The sequence below is a fragment of the Streptomyces kebangsaanensis genome (assembly GCF_001906585.1).
Taxonomy (GTDB): Bacteria; Actinomycetota; Actinomycetes; order Streptomycetales; family Streptomycetaceae; genus Streptomyces; species Streptomyces kebangsaanensis.
In genome coordinates, this window is record NZ_JUJA01000167.1 from 161564 (window position 1) to 178261 (window position 16698).

Annotated in this window: 14 protein-coding genes; 3 read left to right on the forward strand and 11 right to left on the reverse strand. The window is 71.4% G+C overall.

Features of this window, described 5'->3' with window-relative positions; translation table 11 throughout:
* Positions 1-21: 21 nt before the first annotated feature.
* From RH94_RS35540 to RH94_RS35560, 5 genes are all read right to left on the reverse strand, one after another.
* Positions 22-861, reverse strand: a complete 840-nt coding sequence (locus RH94_RS35540) for a carbohydrate ABC transporter permease (RefSeq protein ID WP_073952417.1) — start codon at positions 859-861, stop codon at positions 22-24.
* Positions 861-2228: an ABC transporter permease gene (locus RH94_RS35545; RefSeq protein ID WP_073952418.1), complete on the reverse strand. Its 1368-nt coding sequence runs from the start codon at positions 2226-2228 to the stop codon at positions 861-863. The genes RH94_RS35540 and RH94_RS35545 overlap by 1 nt, the downstream gene beginning before the upstream one ends.
* A gap of 6 nt (positions 2229-2234) precedes the next feature.
* The gene (locus RH94_RS35550) at positions 2235-3575 is read right to left on the reverse strand and encodes an ABC transporter substrate-binding protein (protein WP_073952419.1); all 1341 of its coding nucleotides are present in this window, start codon (positions 3573-3575) and stop codon (positions 2235-2237) included.
* A gap of 70 nt (positions 3576-3645) precedes the next feature.
* On the reverse strand, positions 3646-5319 hold the full coding sequence (locus RH94_RS35555; RefSeq protein WP_199881131.1) for a glycoside hydrolase family 13 protein: 1674 nt from the start codon (positions 5317-5319) through the stop codon (positions 3646-3648).
* A gap of 151 nt (positions 5320-5470) precedes the next feature.
* Entirely contained in the window at positions 5471-6742 is a 1272-nt protein-coding gene (locus RH94_RS35560; RefSeq protein ID WP_073952421.1) for an ABC transporter substrate-binding protein, read from the reverse strand.
* 137 nt (positions 6743-6879) lie between these two features.
* Here RH94_RS35560 and RH94_RS35565 point away from each other — a divergent pair, with 137 nt between their 5' ends.
* From RH94_RS35565 to RH94_RS35575, 3 genes are all read left to right on the forward strand, one after another.
* Entirely contained in the window at positions 6880-7395 is a 516-nt protein-coding gene (locus RH94_RS35565) for a PadR family transcriptional regulator (protein ID WP_073952422.1), read from the forward strand.
* Positions 7392-8147 carry an ABC transporter ATP-binding protein gene (locus RH94_RS35570; protein WP_073952423.1) on the forward strand — a complete coding sequence of 252 codons (756 nt, stop codon included), beginning with the start codon at positions 7392-7394 and terminating at the stop codon, positions 8145-8147. The genes RH94_RS35565 and RH94_RS35570 overlap by 4 nt, the downstream gene beginning before the upstream one ends.
* A gap of 92 nt (positions 8148-8239) precedes the next feature.
* Positions 8240-10522 (forward strand): ABC transporter permease, encoded by a 2283-nt coding sequence (locus RH94_RS35575; protein WP_073952424.1) that lies wholly within the window; start codon positions 8240-8242, stop codon positions 10520-10522.
* Positions 10523-10618: 96 nt separating this feature from the next.
* Here RH94_RS35575 and pgi read toward each other — a convergent pair whose 3' ends face one another.
* The 6 genes from pgi to RH94_RS35605 all read right to left on the reverse strand — a co-directional run bounded on the left by pgi (position 10619) and on the right by RH94_RS35605 (position 16643).
* Complete coding sequence (gene pgi, locus RH94_RS35580; protein WP_073952425.1) at positions 10619-12271, reverse strand: glucose-6-phosphate isomerase; 1653 nt, start codon at positions 12269-12271, stop codon at positions 10619-10621.
* 67 nt (positions 12272-12338) lie between these two features.
* Positions 12339-13610 (reverse strand): MFS transporter, encoded by a 1272-nt coding sequence (locus RH94_RS35585; protein WP_073952426.1) that lies wholly within the window; start codon positions 13608-13610, stop codon positions 12339-12341.
* 135 nt (positions 13611-13745) lie between these two features.
* Positions 13746-14081, reverse strand: coding sequence for an RNA polymerase-binding protein RbpA (locus RH94_RS35590; RefSeq protein WP_073952427.1), 336 nt, complete (start codon positions 14079-14081; stop codon positions 13746-13748).
* 205 nt (positions 14082-14286) lie between these two features.
* Positions 14287-14523, reverse strand: coding sequence for a preprotein translocase subunit SecG (gene secG / locus RH94_RS35595; protein ID WP_073952428.1), 237 nt, complete (start codon positions 14521-14523; stop codon positions 14287-14289).
* Between the two features lie 126 nt (positions 14524-14649).
* Complete coding sequence (tpiA, locus tag RH94_RS35600) at positions 14650-15426, reverse strand: triose-phosphate isomerase (protein ID WP_073952429.1); 777 nt, start codon at positions 15424-15426, stop codon at positions 14650-14652.
* A gap of 5 nt (positions 15427-15431) precedes the next feature.
* Positions 15432-16643: a phosphoglycerate kinase gene (locus RH94_RS35605; protein ID WP_073952430.1), complete on the reverse strand. Its 1212-nt coding sequence runs from the start codon at positions 16641-16643 to the stop codon at positions 15432-15434.
* Between the last annotated feature and the right edge of the window lie 55 nt (positions 16644-16698).

The window sequence follows — 16698 nt, forward strand, 5'->3', positions numbered from 1 at the left end:
GGGGGCTGCGGCCCCCGAACCTCACTTCACCGACCCCGCCATCACTCCCTGCACGAAGTGCCGCTGGAACGCGAAGAACACCACCACCGGCACCACCAGCGACAGGAACGCCCCCGGCGCCAGCACATCGATGTTGCTGCCGAACTGCCTGATCTGCGACTGCAGTTCCACCGTCAACGGCTGCGACGACGTGTCCGCGAACAGCAGCGCCACCAGCATGTCGTTCCACACCCACAGGAACTGGAAGATGGCGAGGCTGGCGATCGCCGGCCGCCCCACCGGCAGCACCAGCCGGGTGAAGATCCGCCACTCGTCACCCCCGTCCATCCGGGCGGCCTCCAGCATCTCCTTCGGCATCTCGGCGAAGTAGTTCCGCAGCAGGAACACCGCGAACGGCAGTCCGTAGGCCACGTGGAAGAGGACCACACCGGGAATCGTGCCGAACAGCCCCAGCTGCCCGAACATCTTGGCGACCGGCAGCAGCCCGATCTGCACGGGCACCACCAGCAACGCCACGACCAGCAGGAACAGCGGGTCCCGCCCCGGGAAGTCCAGCCACGCGAAGGCGTACCCGGCAAGCGCCGCGACGATGACGACGAGCGCCGTCGTCGGCACCGAGATCAGCACGGTGTTCCAGAACGCCTGCGTCATGCCCGCGTTCTTCAGCAGCGCCGAGTAGTTGTCGAACGACAGCTGCGCCGGGTTGGCGAACGCCGTCCACCAGCCGCCCTTCGCGGTGTCCTCCGCCGACCGCAGCGACGACACGAACAGTCCCGCGAGCGGAGTCAGCCAGATCAGCCCGATCACCACGAGGAACGCCTGGACGAGCCAGTGTCCCAGGCCCCGTCTGATCGCGTTCATCACTGACTCCTTCGGAAACGGCGGACGTTGAACACCATCGCGGGGATCACCAGGAGCAGCAGGAGCACGCCGAGCGCGCTGCCGAGGCCCTGGTTGTTGCCGCCGCCGAAGGACACCAGCCACATCTGGGTCGCCAGTACGGTGGCGTCCTCCTGCACCGGGCCGGGCGCGATGATGTAGACGAGGTCGAAGACCTTCATCACGTTGATCACGAGGGTGACGAAGACGACCGTCAGGACGGGCGCGAGCAGCGGCACGGTGATCCGGCGGAAGATCTGCCACTCGTTCGCCCCGTCGATGCGCGCCGCCTCCAGCGCGTCCCGCGGCAGCGCGGACAGTCCGGCGCCGATCAGCACCATCGCGAACCCGGTCCAGATCCACAGGTACGCCCCGATGATCATGGGGGTGACCAGCGTCGGCCCGAGCCAGGAGATGCCCTGGTAGGGCGGGGCGAAGTTGGACTCCGGCAGCTTCACCGCGTACGACCCCGCCTTCAGGCCGCCGAAGTGGAAGGAGCCGTCGGAGGCGGTCGTGGTGCTCGCGACGGTCCGCCCGTCGCGCACGGCCTCGACCTTCATGCCGGGCAGTCCGCTCTCGCCGCTGTCGACCTTGCCCTGGGTGCCGCCCCCGCCGGGGGTGAAGTCCAGGTAGACGACACCGCGCAGCTCGTCCGCCGCGGTCTTCCCGCCGGCCGCCGCGGACGCCGGTTCGGCGCCGCCCGGCAGGTCCTTGGGCAGCACGCCGACCATCGGCAGGTGCACCGTGTCGCCCGGCGACAGGCCGGCACGGGTGCTGTACGAGCCGTCGTCGCCCTTGGTCAGCCCGTGCCCCTCGCGGGCGCGGGCGGCCGGATACGACGAGGAGTCCTTGAAGACGTCGTGCACGGAGACCACGGCGGCGTTGAGCACGCCCTTGTCCGGGTCCTCGTCGTAGGCGAGCCGGAAGATGATGCCGGCGGCCAGGAAGGACACGGCCATCGGCATGAACAGCAGCAGCTTGAACGCCGTCGCCCAGCGGACCTTCTCCACCAGGACGGCGAGGATCAGCCCGAGCCCGGTGAGCAGCACCGGGGCCACGACCACCCAGATCGTGGTGTTCCGGATGGCCTTGAGCGTCGCCGGGTTGCGGAACATCTCGGTGTAGTTGTCCGCGCCGACGAACCGGGTGCCGGAGGCGTCGAAGAGGCTCCGGCCGACGGAGAACAGCACCGGGTAGACGACCAGCGCGCCCAGCAGCAGCAGCGCGGGGAAGACGAACAGCAGGGCGACGACCCGCCCCCGCCGCCGCAGTCGCCGCGCGCGCTGGGCGGGCGGGACGGACGGCGGCGAGGGGCTCGCGCCCTTGTCCTTCGCGAGCGTGGAGGTCATGTCGGGTCAGCCCTGGTTCTGGTACGCCTTGGCCGCCGCGGCCTCCAGCTTCGCCGCCGTGCCCTTCGGGTCCGACGGGTCGCGCAGGAAGTCCTGCAGGAGCTTCCACTCGCCGGCGCCGCTGGTGCCGCCGAAGGCCGCCGGGGCCTGGTCGGACATGTCGAACCGGACCGCGTCCGCGTCACCGGACTCGACCAGGGACTTGGCGGTGGCGCGGGTGACGTCGTCGCCGTAGGAGGCGAGGTCGAGGCTCTTGTTCGGGGACAGGAAGCCGCCGGCCTCGGCCCACACGGCCGCGGCCTCCGGGGTGGCCAGGAACTCCAGGAGCTTCATGCCGGCCTTGGAGTTCTTGCCGTCCTTGAGGACGACCGCCGCGTCACCGCCGCTGACGACCGGGGCGTTGCCGCCGTCGACCGGCGGGAACGGGAAGAAGTCCGCGTCCTTGCCGATGGTCCTGCCGAACTGGTCGTGGGCCACGCCGGCGACGAAGTCGCCCTCGTAGACCATGCCGGCCTCGGCCTTGGGGCCGAAGACCTTCTCCACCGAGCCCGGGAAGTCGGTGTTGAGGGCCCCCTTCTGGCCGCCCGCGATCAGCTGCTTGTCCTTGAACAGCTTGCCGAGCGTGGTGAGTGCCTTGACGACGCTGTCGTCGGTCCACTTCAGCTCGTGCGCGGCGAGGGCGTCGTACTTCTCGGCGCCGGCCTGGGAGAGGTAGACGTTCTCGAACCAGTCGGTCAGGGTCCAGCCGTCCTGGCCGGCGACCGCGAAGGCGGCGAGCCCGGAGTCGGAGATGGTGCGTCCGGTGTCGAGCATCTCGTCGTACGTCTTGGGCGGCTTGACCCCGGCCTGGTCGAAGGCGTCGGGGCTGTACCAGACGGTCGACTTGTGGGCGGCCTTGAAGTACAGGCCGTACAGGGTGTCGTCGACGCTGCCGTACTGCTTCCACACCGGCGCGAAGTCGGCTTCCACCGACTTCCGGGTGGTGTCGGACAGCGGCGTGAGCCAGCCCTTCTTGGCGAACTGCTGGAGCACGCCGACCTGCGGGACCATCACGACGTCGGGGGCGTTGCCGCCCTCGATCTTGCTGCCGACGACGGTGGAGACATTGTCGCCGGTCGACATGAACTGCGTCTTGGCGCCGGTCTTCTCCGTGAACGCGTCCAGCACCTTCTGGAAGTTCTTCTGCTCGCTGCCGGACCAGACGCCGGCCACGGTGACCGTCTGGCCGCTGAGCGACTTGTCGCCGCCGCCCGCGGAGACGGGGTCGGAGCTGCCGCAGGCGGTCGCGCCGAGTGCCAGGACGAGAGCGGTGCAGCCGGTGAGCAGGGTGGTACGTCGTCGCATCATCGTTGATGTCCCTTCGTGAGGTGGGAAGTTGACGGTTCCGACAGGCTGACGGGATAGGACTGACGGGAGATCAGGGCTCGGAGGTGCCGTCGGCGATCCACCAGGCGGTGGTGGACCCGGCGAGCACTCCGGGCGGGCAGGGGCCGCTGGTCAGCAGCGGGATGCCGGAGACCGGCGCGGGCGTGGGGGCCGTACCGAAGTTGACGGCGCAGACCAGGCCGTCACCGCGGACGAAGGCGAGGACGCCCGGCTCGGCGTCCAGCCAGCGCAGCGTGCCCTCGCCCAACTGGGGCAGCGCGGAGCGCAGTTGCAGGCCGTCGCGGTACAGGTGCCAGAAGGAGCGGGTGTCGGCGAGGGCGCGCTCGGTGACGTACTCGGCGAAGTACTCCGGCTGCGGCAGCCAGGGCTTGGCGTTCTGCGCCCCGGTGGTGAAGCCGAACGGGGAGGCCTGGCCCGACCAGGGCAGCGGCACCCGGCAGCCGTCGCGTATGCGGGCGCGGCTTCCGGTGCGGTGGAAGATCGGGTCGGTGAGCACGTCGTCGGGCAGGTCGACGACCTCGGGCAGGCCCAGTTCCTCGCCCTGGTAGATGTACGCGGCTCCGGGCAGCGCCAGCATCAGCAGCGCGGCGGCGCGGGCGCGGGCGGCGCCCAGTCCGCTCGCCTCGGGGGCGGGTTCGCCGTAGCGGGTGACGGTGCGGACCTGGTCGTGGTTGTTGAGGACCCAGGTGACCGTGGAGCCGGTGCCGGCGATGTCCTCCATGGCCTCGGAGATGACCTTGCGGAAGGCGTCGGCGTCCCAGGGGGCGCCGAGCAGGTCGAAGAAGAAGGCCTGGTGCAGCTCGTCGGGGCGGACGTACTTGGCGTGTTCGCGGGCGCTGGGCACGGAGACCTCGCCGACCAGCAGGCGTTCGCGGCCGTCGCGGGCGGTGTACTCCTCGCACACGGAGCGCCAGTGCCGCCACACGTCGTGCACCTCGGGCTGGTTCCAGGCGAGCGGGTTGACCGAGTCGCGGGTGCGGGCGTCGATCTCCGGGTCGTCCGAGTCGGGCAGCTCGGGGTGCTTGTAGAGGCCGGCGGCGACGTCGATGCGGAAGCCGTCGACGCCCCGGTCGAGCCAGAAGCGCAGCACCCGGTCGAACTCGGCGGGGATCTCGGGGTTGCGCCAGTTCCAGTCGGGCTGCTCGGGCGTGAACATGTGCAGGTACCACTGGCCGGGGCTGCCGTCCGCCTCGGTGATCCGGGTCCAGGCCGGTCCGCCGAACATGGCGTGCCAGTTGTTGGGCGGCTCGGCGCCGTCCGGACCGCGGCCGTCGGCGAAGTGGAAGCGGGCGCGGGCGGCACTGCCGGGTCCGGCGGCCAGCGCCTCGCGGAACCACGGGTGCTCGGCCGAGCAGTGGTTGGGGACGACGTCCAGCAGCACCTTGACGCCGAGCCGGCGGGCGGCCGCCACCAGCTGGTCGAACTCGTCGAGGTCCCCGAAGACCGGGTCGACGTCGCAGTAGTCGGCGACGTCGTAGCCGTGGTCGTGCTGCGGGGAGGGGTAGAAGGGGCTCAGCCAGATCCCGTCGACGCCGAGCTTCTTCAGATACGGCAGCCCCGCGCGGACACCGGCCAGATCGCCGATGCCGTCGCCGGTGCTGTCCAGGAAGCTGCGGACGTACACCTGGTAGATCACGGCGTCGCGCCACCAACCATGCCTGTTCAACCCATTGACCTGTTCCTGTGAAGAGCAGCAGTTATGCATGCATGTTAGGTAGAGGCGTCGGGAGGGTGTCAATGAACTGAACGACACTTCCTGGACAGTTGACCCGTCAAATCCAGACATGTCGGGGCGTAGTGCGCAGAGTTGAGATGTCCGCGTTACCTAACGAGTAAGTACCTGGGGAGAGTGGGGCTCAGCGGTGGGAGATGGCCGCGAGCTCGTGGGCGAGCCGCCGTACGGCCGCCTCGGGCGTCTGCTGCCCGGTCAGCGCGTCGTGCACGACCGCCTGCACCACCAGGCTGACCTGGTCGTAGTGCGCGCTCTTGGGGCGCGGCGCGGCCGCCAGCACGGCATCGCGCAGGGTCGGCAGATAGGGGAACCGCCGCACCAGCTCGGGGTCTTCGTACAGCGCGGCGCGCACGGGCGGCAACGCGCCCCTGGTGAGCACCTGGCGCTGGACGCGCTCGCTGGTGAGGTACGCGATCAGGCGCGCGGCGGAGTCGGGGTGCCGCGCGTGGGCGGCGACGGCGAGGTTGGAGCCGCCGAGGACACTGGTGCCCGGCCCCTCGGGTCCGGGCAGCGGTACGGCGCCGATCTTCCCGGCGACCCTGGAACCCGGCGCGGAGGCGACGGCGTAGGCGTACGGCCAGTTGCGCAGGAAGAGCAGCCGGCCGTCCTGGAAGGCCTGCTTGGACTCCTCCTCCTTGTACGTCAGCGCCTCCTTCGGGATCCAGCCCTCGCGGAAACCGCGCGCCAGGAAGCCGATGCCCTCGCGGGCGGCGCCCGAGTCGACGGTGACGCGCTCGCCCTCGTCGCCGAGGATCGTGCCGCCCGCCGAGTACACGGCCTCGGCCGCGTTGACGGTCAGCCCCTCGTACGGCAGGAACTGGCCCGCGTAGCCGTCCAGTCCGTGCTTCGGCGCGACGGTCCTCGCGGTGTGCTCCAGCTCGGCCCAGGTGCGCGGCGGCGGGATGTCCTCCTTGTCGAGGACGTCCTTGCGGTACAGCAGGAGTCCGGCGTTGGTGACGTACGGCACCGCGTACAGCCGCCCGTCGTACGTGGCCGTGTCGACGACCGGCGGCAGGAAGGTGTCCAGTGGGAAGCCGTCGCGCGGCAGCGGGCGGATCCAGCCGGCGGCGGCGAACTCCGAGGTCCAGTTGACGTCGATGTTGAGCACGTCGAACCGGCTGCGCTTGCCGCCGCGCAGGTCGGTGGTCATCTGGGCGTGGGTCTCGTCGGCGGAGTCCGGCAGCTCGACCAGGGTGACCTTCTCGCCGGGGTGGGTCCGGTTCCAGCCCTCCAGCAGCGGACCGAGGTAGCCGGTGAGGTCGCCGGCGGTGGCCAGGGTGAGCGGTCCCCGGCCGCCGCCGCGCCCCTCGTCGGCGCGGGCGCCGGAGGCGACGTAGCCGGTCACGACCACGACCAGAACGAGAAGGCCCCTACCGGCGGCGCGTATCCACCGCATAGGTTCCTCCTTGCACACCGGCTCCGGGCTTCTTCGCCGGGAGTCAGGCCATGTATACCTGTTAGGTATGGGCGATACTAGGGCCTGGAGCACATTACGCATGACGCGTCTGACAAGGACCTAGGAGGAGAGCACGCGTGCGCCTGCCCCTCCTGGCACTCCTCGCGCGCGGTCCCGCTCACGGCTACGAGCTGAAGCAGGACCTTGAGCAACTGCTGGGCTCCGCGTACCCTCAGCCGAACGTCGGCCAGATCTACGTGACCCTCGGCCGCCTCGAGAGGTCCGGACTGATCGAGGGCGAGGAGGTCGAACAGGCCGGCCGGCCCAACAAGAAGACCTACCGCCTCACCGACACCGGGCGCGAGGCGGTGCGCGACTGGTTCCAGAAGCCCGAGGACGAGCCGCGGGTGCGGGACGAGTTCTTCATGAAACTCGCCCTCGCCCCGCAGACCGGCCTCGCGGACCAGGTCGCCCTGATCAACAAGCAGCGGCGCCAGTACCTCAACACCATGCGCAACCTGTCGAAGCTGGCGGCGGCCGAGGACCGGGACAACAGAATCGCCCATCTGCTGATCGAGGGCGCCATGCTGCACCTGCAGGCCGACCTGGACTGGCTGGAACGGTGCCAGGAGGAACTGGAGGAGCTGGAGTGAGTGACGTCCGGGCTCCGGTGCTGCTGCGGGCCGAGGGCCTCGTCAAGACGCACCACGGCGAGGGCGCGCCCGCGTGTGCCGTGCGCGGGGTGGACCTGTCGGTGGCGCGCGGCGAGTTCGTGGCGGTCACCGGCCCCTCCGGGGCGGGCAAGTCCACGCTGCTCCACCTGCTCGGCGGGCTGCAGCGGCCGGACGAGGGCAGCATCTGGCTGGACGGCCGGTGCACCGACTCCTACAGCGAGGCCCGCTGGGCCGAGGAGCGCCGCAGCGGCATCGGCATCGTCTTCCAGTTCTTCAACCTGGTCTCCAACCTGTCGGTGGCCGACAACGTCGAGCTGCCCGCCCTGCTCGCCGGCCGTTCCCCGAAGCAGGCCCGCGCCGAGCGGGAGGCGCTGCTGGCCGAGCTGGGGCTCCAGGGCAAGGAGCGCAGCATGCCGGGCGAGCTGTCCGGCGGCGAGCAGCAGCGGGTCGCGCTCGCCCGCGCCCTGGTCAACCACCCGCCGCTGCTGCTGGCCGACGAGCCGGCCGGCAGCCTCGACAGCAAGGGCACCCGCGAGGTGATGCGGCTGCTGTCCCGGTTCCACCGGCGCGGGCAGAGCATCGTACTTGTCACCCATGACGCCCGGCTGGCGAGCGCCGCGGACCGGGTGATCAGCTTCTTCGACGGCCGGATCGTCGACGACGCGGAACTGGACGGGACGACGCCGTCGCGGGGTCCGGGGATCTCGGGTGTGCTGGAGCTGAAGGACTGAGCAGGGACCGAGTGCCGAGCAGGGACTGAGTAAGGACTGAGTGCGGTGATGTGCTGGGTGGCACGCGTGCCCCGGTTGAAGGGCTGAGTCCGGTGCGGGCGACTTTGCGCTGGGCGCACTCGGACCTGCGCGCGCATCGCGGGGAGGCGCTGTTCATCGTGCTGGCCACGGCCGGCATCGTCGCCTCGCTGCTGCTGGCCACCGCGCTGTTCGGTTATGCGACCAACCCGTGGCAGCGGGTCTTCACCCAGTCCCACGGGGCCCATGTGTGGCTGCACACGGCGAGGTCCGCCGACACCGGCCGGCTCGCCTCGCTGGACGGTGTGGAGTCGGTCACGAGCGCGTACCTCACCGAGGCCGTCACCGTCTCCTCCCGGGGCACCCGCGCCTCCGTGGAGCTGCGCGGTACGCCCTCGCGGCCCACCGTGGGCCGGCCGCTGCTCGCCTCCGGCCGCTGGCCGGACGCCCGGGAGCCGGACGGCGTGGTCCTGGAGGCCCGGCTGGCCCGGGCGCTGCTGGCCGAACCCGGTGACACCCTCACGCTGCCCGGGACCACGCGCACGCTGACGGTGGTGGGCGTCGCCGAGAGCGCCGAGCCGCGCTACCGGCCGGGTGAGCAGCCGGGGCTGGCGTGGGCGCAGCCGGCCGCGGTGCGCGACCCAGGCGGCCGGGTGATCGGGCTGCGGCTGACCGACCCCGACGACACGGGCTACGCCGTCCAGCGCGCCGTCACCGTGCTGGGTGCCGGGGCGGTCGGCGAGGTGTCCACCTGGCAGCAGGCGCGGGCCGAGGCACAGGGCGACAACCGGCTGCTCGGTCAGGTGCTGGGCCTGTTCGGCCTGGGCGCGCTGATCGCGGCCGGGCTGGCGGTGCACGGCGCGATCGGCACCCGGATCCGGGGGCATCTGCGGGACATCTCGGTGCTGAAGGCGATCGGTTTCACGCCCGGTCAGGTGGTCCGGATCTTCCTGCTCCAGCACGTGGCGTACGCCGTGCTCGGCGCGGCGGCCGCGGCGGTGCTGACCCAGTCGCTGGGCGCGCGGATCCCGGGCCGGCTGGGCGACGCGGTCGGGGTGTGGCAGGGGCTGCCGGGCCATCCGGTGACGCTGTTCGCGGTGCCGGTGGGCGCGGTGCTGTTCATCGGCGCGGTGACGGGACTGGCGGCCTGGCGGGCGGGGCGGGTGCCGCCGGTGCCGGTGCCCCGGCCCGCGGCTCCGCCGGCCGGGCGGCTCATGGGGGTGGCCCGCCGGGCCCTGGGGCTGGGGCTGCCGCCCGCGCTGGTGCTGGGCTGGCACAAGGTGGTCACCGGCCGTGTGCGCACTCTGGCCACGGTGGGACGGCTGGCGCTGCCGCTGCTGCTGATGGTGGTGGCGATGAGCGCGTGGACGACGATCGACCGCTTCCACAGCAGGCCGGAGGAGCTGGGGCTGCCGACCGCGCTGACCGTCCGCGCGGACGGCGGCCTGAACGACGGGGACGCGCGAGTGCTGCTGGCGCGTGAGCGGGGGGTCGACGCCGTCTACCCCGGGGTGGAGGTGGCCGCGCTCGTCCCCGGCCAGACGGCCACGATCGCCCTGCGGGGCCTGGGCACCCGCGAGGACCCCTACCCGTACGCCCTGGCCGAGGGCCGCCGCGCCGACGGCCCCGACGAGGCGGTGGCCGGTCAGGGCCTGCTGGACCTGCTCGGCGTGCGGGTGGGCGACTGGGTCCGGATGACGGTGGGCGACCAGCCGCAGATCCTGCACATCGTGGGCCGCAGCATCGAGCCGGAGAACGCCGGCCGGGTCATCTCGACCTCCCTGGACACCCTGCGCGAGAACGACCCGGGCCTGCGCCCCACCCTCTACCAGCTCCGTCTGTCCCCGGGCGCGGACCGCGACTCGGTCGCGAGGTCCCTGCTCACCGCGGGGGGCGGGCACCTGGACGTGCACGCCGTGACCAACCCGGCCGACGGCCTGTCCCCGCTGCGCGCGGTCGTCGCCGGGCTGATCTGCGTGCTGGCCCTCATCGGTCTCATCGAGCTGCTGACGGCGGTCGGCGGCACGATCCGCGAGAGCGAGCGGGATCTCCTGGCCCTGAAGGCCATAGGCCTCTCCCCTCGCCAGATCACCGCGATCACGGTCACGGCCACCAGCTGCACGGCCCTGGCGGCCGTGGTGGCCGGCACGGCCGTCGGCCTCCCCCTCGCCCACTGGCTGGTCGACGCCCAGGGCCGCTCGAGCGGCCTCGGCACCGGTATCGCGGCGGTCCCCTCCCCCCTGCTCCTGCTGCTGTTCGCGGCGGCCGCGGTGGCGGGCGCGGCGGCCCTGTCCGCCCTCCCCGCCACCCGCGCGGCCCACCGCCGCCTGGCGGACACCCTGAGCGCGGTGGCGTAAGGAACGACGCCCCTGCCCCAGGGCCCGCCCCGAACCCCGCCGGGGGCCGGGGTGCCCCTCACCCCGGCGGGGCTGGTGGGTGGGAAAAGGCCCGTGTCAGCGCCCGCGCAGCTCGCGGTACTTGCTGGTCAGGGTCTTGGTGGACGCGTCCAGGCCCGGGACCTCCGTGCCCTCCGTGAGGGCCGGTTCGATGCGCTTGGCGAGGACCTTGCCCAGTTCCACGCCCCACTGGTCGAAGGAGTCGATGTTCCAGACGGCGCCCTGGACGAACACCTTGTGTTCGTAGAGGGCGACCAGCTGCCCGAGCACCGACGGAGTCAGCTCACGGGCGAGGATCGTCGTCGTGGGGTGGTTCCCGCGGAACGTCTTGTGCGGGACCAGGTCCTCCGCCACCCCTTCCTCCCGTACCTCCTCCGGCGTCTTGCCGAAGGCCAGCGCCTGCGTCTGCGCGAAGAAGTTGGCCATCAACAAGTCGTGCTGCGCCTTGAGTTCACCGCTCAGCTCCGCAACCGGCTCGGCGAAGCCGATGAAGTCCGCCGGGATCAGCTTCGTACCCTGGTGGATCAGCTGGTAGTACGCGTGCTGCCCGTTCGTGCCCGGCGTACCCCACACCACCGGCCCGGTCTGCCACCCCACCGGCTCGCCGTCCCGCTGCACCGACTTCCCGTTGGACTCCATGTCCAGCTGCTGCAGATACGCGGTGAACTTGGACAGGTAGTGCGAGTACGGCAGCACCGCGTGCGACTGCGCGTCGTGGAAGTTGCCGTACCAGATCCCCAACAGCCCCAGCAGCAAAGGCACGTTGGCCTCGGCCGGCGCCGTCCTGAAGTGCTCGTCGACCAGCCGGAAGCCCTCCAGCATCTCCCCGAAGCGCTCGGGGCCGATCGCGATCATCAGCGACAGCCCGATCGCCGAGTCGTACGAGTACCGCCCCCCGACCCAGTCCCAGAACTCGAACATGTTGACCGTGTCGATGCCGAACTCGGCGACCTTCTCCGCGTTCGTCGACAGCGCCACGAAGTGCTTCGCGACGGCCTCCGGCCCGGCCTTCAGCTCGCCGAGCAGCCAGTTGCGCGCCGACGTCGCGTTGGTGACCGTCTCGATGGTGGTGAACGTCTTGGACGCGACGATGAACAGCGTCTCCGCCGCGTCCAGGTCGCGCGTCGCCTCGTGCAGGTCGGCGCCGTCGACGTTGGACACGAAGCGCACCGTCAGCCCGCGGTCCGTGTAGGCGCGCAGCGCCTCGTACGCCATCGCCGGGCCCAGGTCCGATCCGCCGATGCCCACGTTCACCACATTGCGGATCCGCTTGCCGGTGTGTCCCGTCCACTCCCCCGAACGGACCCGGTTCGCGAAGTCGCTCATCCGGTCGAGGACCGCGTGCACCCCGGGCACGACGTTCTCCCCGTCGACCTCGATCACCGCGTCCCGCGGCGCCCGCAGCGCCGTGTGCAGCACGGCCCGGTTCTCGGTGACGTTGATCCTCTCCCCGCGGAACATGGCGTCCCGCAGCCCGGACACGTCCGTCGCGGCGGCCAGCTCCCGCAGCAGCCGCAGTGTCTCGTCGGTGACCAGGTTCTTGGAGTAGTCGACGTACAGGTCGCCGACCCGGAGGGTGTACGCCTCACCGCGCTCCGGGTGGGCGGCGAACAGATCCCGCAGATGGGTGTCGGCGAGCTCCTCACGGTGCTTGGCCAGAGCGGTCCACTCGGGCCTCTGGTTGAGCCTGGTACGGCCGTCTGCGTTCATTCGGACTTCAGCCTCTTTCCTAGCTGTCCTGCTGCGTCCTGCCCCGCTGCCCATCCAACCTAGTTGATCAGCAGGCGACGTGAGTCGTCGTGGCGCCGTCGTCCGGCGCACCCTCCACTACGTCCGCCGCCCGCGCGGGTATCAGCGCGGCCACGGAAAGGACGAAGAACGCCGCCGTGAGCAGCGCCGGGCAGTTCGGCCCCCACGCGGCGGCGACCGCCCCGCCGAGCACCGCGCCGAGCGGCGCCCCGGCCACGGAGAGGGTGCGGAAGGCCGCGCTGACCCGGCCCAGCATCCCGGCTGGGCTGCGCTGCTGCATCAGCGTGGTCGTGTTGACGTTCCACACCATGCCCATCAGTCCGAACACGGCCAGCGCGGCCACCGCCACGGGCAGACTGCGCACCACTCCCATCACCACCAGCGCGGCGATCTGCACCGCCCCGGCCAGCAGCACGGCCCGCATGCGTCCCAGCCGGGCCACGATCCGGCTGTTGACCGCTCCCCCGACCAGGCTGCCGATCGTGTACGCCGTCAGCGCCGCCGCGTATCCCTTGGTGCCGGCGCCCAGCCAGCCGGTCACGACGACCACCAGGGTGGCGATGAGGGCGCCCATCCCGACGTTGCACAGCGCGGTGGCGGCGCACAGCCCGCGCAGCGCCCGGTCCCGCCCGAGGGTGCGCAGTCCCTCGGCTGTCTCGCGCCGCAGCGTGCTGCCCGCCGGTCTCGGCGGCCGCTCGGGCCCGGAGACCCGCAGGGAGGCCACCAGCGCGGCGGCCACCAGGAACGTGGCGGCGTTGGCGGCGAACGGGGCCGCGGCGCCGGCGGCGAGCAGCAGCAGCGGCACGGCCGGACCGCCGAGCAGTCCGCCGGCCACGCGCTGCCCGGTCATCAGCCGGGCGTTGGCGCCGCCCAGCGCCCGCGGCTCCACCAGGACGGGCAGCAGGGCCGTGGCCGCGTTGTCGAAGAGCGTCTGCAGCGTGGTCAGCGCGAAGGCCAGGGCGATCAGCAGACCGATCGAGGCGTGCCCGAGGGCCACGGCCACGGCGAACCCGCCGACCAGCAGGGCCCGTACCGTGTCCGCCGTCCACATCGCGCGCCGCTGGTCCACGCGGTCGGCGACGGCGCCGCCGAGCAGTCCGAAAATGATCCAGGGGAGGTAGCCGCAGGCCGCGACGGAGGAGATGAGCAGCGGGTCGTCGGTCAGCGACACGGCGAGCAGCGGCAGCGCGGTCGTACGCAGCGAGTCGCCGAAGCTGGACAGCACGGCGGCGCTCCACAGCCGTCCGAATCCCCCGCGCCAGGCGGGCGCGCCCACGTCCCCCGTCTTGGTTAACGTCATGGCTTCCTCTCCACGGTTCACCTGATGCGCAAACCGTAGAGGGCACCACTGACAACCGGTCCGCGGCGGCCGGCCGCCCGGGAAGCGACAGGTCCGGTCCCGCGCCCACGAGCGGCGCCGACCGGAGCCCAACTCCTAGATCTCGCCCCGCAGTTTGGCGAGCGCCTCGGCGAGGATCGCCTCGCCGTCCGCGTCGCTGCGCCGCTCGCGCACATAGGCGAGGTGCGTCTTGTAGGGCTCGGTGCGCGGCGGGGCCGGCGGGTTGTCCTGGTCCTGACCGGCCGGGAAGCCGCAGCGCGGGCAGTCCCAGGTGTCGGGGACCTGCGCGTCGCTGGCGAAGCTCGGCTGGGTCTCGTGCCCGTTGGAGCACCAGAAGGAGATGCGCAGACGCGGCGCGGACTCACCGCGCTCGGCCTCGCCCATCGGCCCCGCCCCGACCCGGCTTCCTCGGATCGCGTTGCCACTTGCCACGGTCGTAACTCCCTGCGTGATGGTGCCGCGAAGCGAGACGGCGTACCGCTTCGCTGCGAGCGCCTCAGTCTACGTAAGGCCCAACGCGCGTCCGGTGACTGGAGTTACCGCCCCCCGCACACAGACGCAGGCCCCATGATAGGACGCGCTCGGGAGCGCGTACCGACCATGGGGCCTTACGTACGGAATACACGTGGGCTGTTGTTCAGCCGCTCGTCTTCATCAGGATGCCGAGCACGACGATGCACGCCGTCCACAGCAGACCGACCACCACGGTGATGCGGTCGAGGTTGCGCTCGGCGACCGAGGAGCCGCCGACGGAGGACTGGACGCCGCCACCGAACATGTCGGAGAGACCGCCGCCCTTCCCCTTGTGCATCAGCACCAGCAGCATCAGCAGCAGGCTGAAGACGATCAGGGCGATCGAGAACCCCAAAACCACGGCTGGACCAACTTCCTCGATTCGGATGGACGACGGGGGCGCGGCGAACACCGCCTACCACGCCCCTCGCAAAGAGTACGACGGATCGCCGCTGGCGCATACTCGCAGCTCGGCCCGTCGCCCCGCTCACTGCTCGCGGAAGCGCACGATCCTGACGAACTCGTCCACGTCCAGCGAGGCACCGCCGACCAGGGCGCCGTCGATGTCGGCCTGCGCCATGATCTCGGCGACGTTGCCCGACTTCACGGAGCCGCCGTACTGGATGCGGACCTGGTCGGCGACCTCCTGCGAGTACAGCTCGGCGAGCTTGCCGCGGATGGCGGCGCAGACCTCCTGGGCGTCGCCGGCACCGCAGACCTTGCCGGTACCGATGGCCCAGACGGGCTCGTAGGCGATCACGACCGACTCGGCCTGCTCGGCCGGGAGGTCCTTCAGACCGCCCTCGACCTGGGCGAGCGTGTGGGAGACGTGGTTGCCCGCGTCGCGGACCTCCAGCTCTTCACCGACGCACAGGATCGGGGTCAGGCCGTGCTTGTAGGCGGCCTTGACCTTGGCGTTCACCAGCTCGTCGGTCTCGTTGTGGTACTGCCTGCGCTCGGAGTGCCCGATCACCACGTACGTGCACTTGAGCTTGGCCAGCATCGGGCCGGAGATCTCGCCGGTGTAGGCGCCGGAGTCGTGCTGCGAGATGTCCTGGGCGCCGTACTTGATCTTGAGCTTGTCGCCGTCGACCAGGGTCTGCACGGAGCGCAGGTCGGTGAAGGGCGGCAGGACGGCGACCTCGACGGCCTCGTAGTCCTTGTCGGCCAGGGCGAAGGCGAGCTTCTGGACGTGTGCGATGGCCTCGAGGTGGTTGAGGTTCATCTTCCAGTTGCCCGCCATCAGCGGCGTGCGCGTGCTCATGCGGTTCAGTCCTCCAGTGCGGCGAGGCCGGGGAGCGTCTTGCCCTCGAGGTATTCGAGGGAGGCGCCGCCTCCGGTCGAGATGTGGCCGAATGCCGACTCGTCGAATCCCAGCGTACGGACGGCCGCGGCGGAGTCGCCGCCGCCCACGACGGTGAAGCCGTCGGAGTCGGCCAGGGCCTGGGCGACCGCCTTGGTGCCCTCGGCGAAGTCGGGGTGCTCGAAGACGCCCATCGGCCCGTTCCAGAAGACGGTGGCGGCGTCGGCGAGCTTGGCAGCGTACAGCTTGCGGGTCTCGGGGCCGATGTCCAGGCCCTGCTGGTCGGCCGGGATGGCGTCCGCGGCGACGGCGGTGGGCCGGGCCGGGGCCTTGGTCCTCATGTCCGGGAATTCGGGCGCGACCAGCGTGTCCACGGGCAGGATCAGCTCGACGCCGGTCTTCTCGGCGCGCTCGATGTACTCCTTGACGGCCGGGATCTGGTCCTCCTGCAGGAGGGACTTGCCGATCTCGTGCCCCTGGGCCTTGAGGAAGGTGTACGCCATGCCGCCGCCGATGAGCAGCCGGTCGGCCCTGCCGAGCAGTTCGTCGATGACGGCGAGCTTGTCGGAGACCTTGGCGCCGCCGAGCGCGACGACGTAGGGCCGCCGGACGTCCTGGGTGAGCTTCTTCAGGACGCCGACCTCGGTGGCGATGAGGTGGCCGGCGTAGTGCGGCAGGCGGGCCGGGAGGTCGTAGACGGAGGCGTGCTTGCGGTGCACGGCGCCGAAGCCGTCGCCGACGTAGACGTCCGCGAGGGCGGCGAGCCGGTCGGCGAACTCGCCGCGCTCGGTGTCGTCCTTGGAGGTCTCGCCGGGGTTGAAGCGCAGGTTCTCGACGACCGCGACCCGGCCGGGCTGCAGGCCGTCCACGGCGTCGTGGGCGGCGGGGCCGACGGTGTCCTGGGCGAACGCCACGGGGGCGCCGAGGAGTTCACCGAGCCGCTCGGCGGCGGGCAGCAGGGAGAAGGCCGGGTCCGGGGCGCCCTTGGGGCGGCCGAGGTGGGAGGCCACGACCACCTTGGCGCCGGCGTCGGCGAGCGCCTTGACGGTGGGCAGGACGGCGCGGATGCGGCCGTCGTCGGTGATGACTCCGTCGGCCAGCGGCACGTTGAGGTCGGCGCGGACGAAGACCCGCTTGCCGTCCACGCCTTCGGAGAGAAGTTCGTCGATCGTCTTCATGGGTTGGGACTCCTGAGGAGGAGGGGGCTCTTGATCGTACGAGGACCGATCGATC

Bases quoted from the DNA above. Each gene is read 5' to 3' on its own strand.
- RH94_RS35540 (WP_073952417.1), bottom strand. From the start codon at position 861: ATGAACGCGATCAGACGGGGCCTGGGACACTGGCTCGTCCAGGCGTTC.
- RH94_RS35545 (WP_073952418.1), bottom strand. From the start codon at position 2,228: ATGACCTCCACGCTCGCGAAGGACAAGGGCGCGAGCCCCTCGCCGCCG.
- RH94_RS35550 (WP_073952419.1), bottom strand. From the start codon at position 3,575: ATGATGCGACGACGTACCACCCTGCTCACCGGCTGCACCGCTCTCGTC.
- RH94_RS35555 (WP_199881131.1), bottom strand. From the start codon at position 5,319: ATGCATAACTGCTGCTCTTCACAGGAACAGGTCAATGGGTTGAACAGG.
- RH94_RS35560 (WP_073952421.1), bottom strand. From the start codon at position 6,742: ATGCGGTGGATACGCGCCGCCGGTAGGGGCCTTCTCGTTCTGGTCGTG.
- pgi (WP_073952425.1), bottom strand. From the start codon at position 12,271: ATGAACGCAGACGGCCGTACCAGGCTCAACCAGAGGCCCGAGTGGACC.
- RH94_RS35585 (WP_073952426.1), bottom strand. From the start codon at position 13,610: ATGACGTTAACCAAGACGGGGGACGTGGGCGCGCCCGCCTGGCGCGGG.
- tpiA (WP_073952429.1), bottom strand. From the start codon at position 15,426: ATGAGCACGCGCACGCCGCTGATGGCGGGCAACTGGAAGATGAACCTC.
- RH94_RS35605 (WP_073952430.1), bottom strand. From the start codon at position 16,643: ATGAAGACGATCGACGAACTTCTCTCCGAAGGCGTGGACGGCAAGCGG.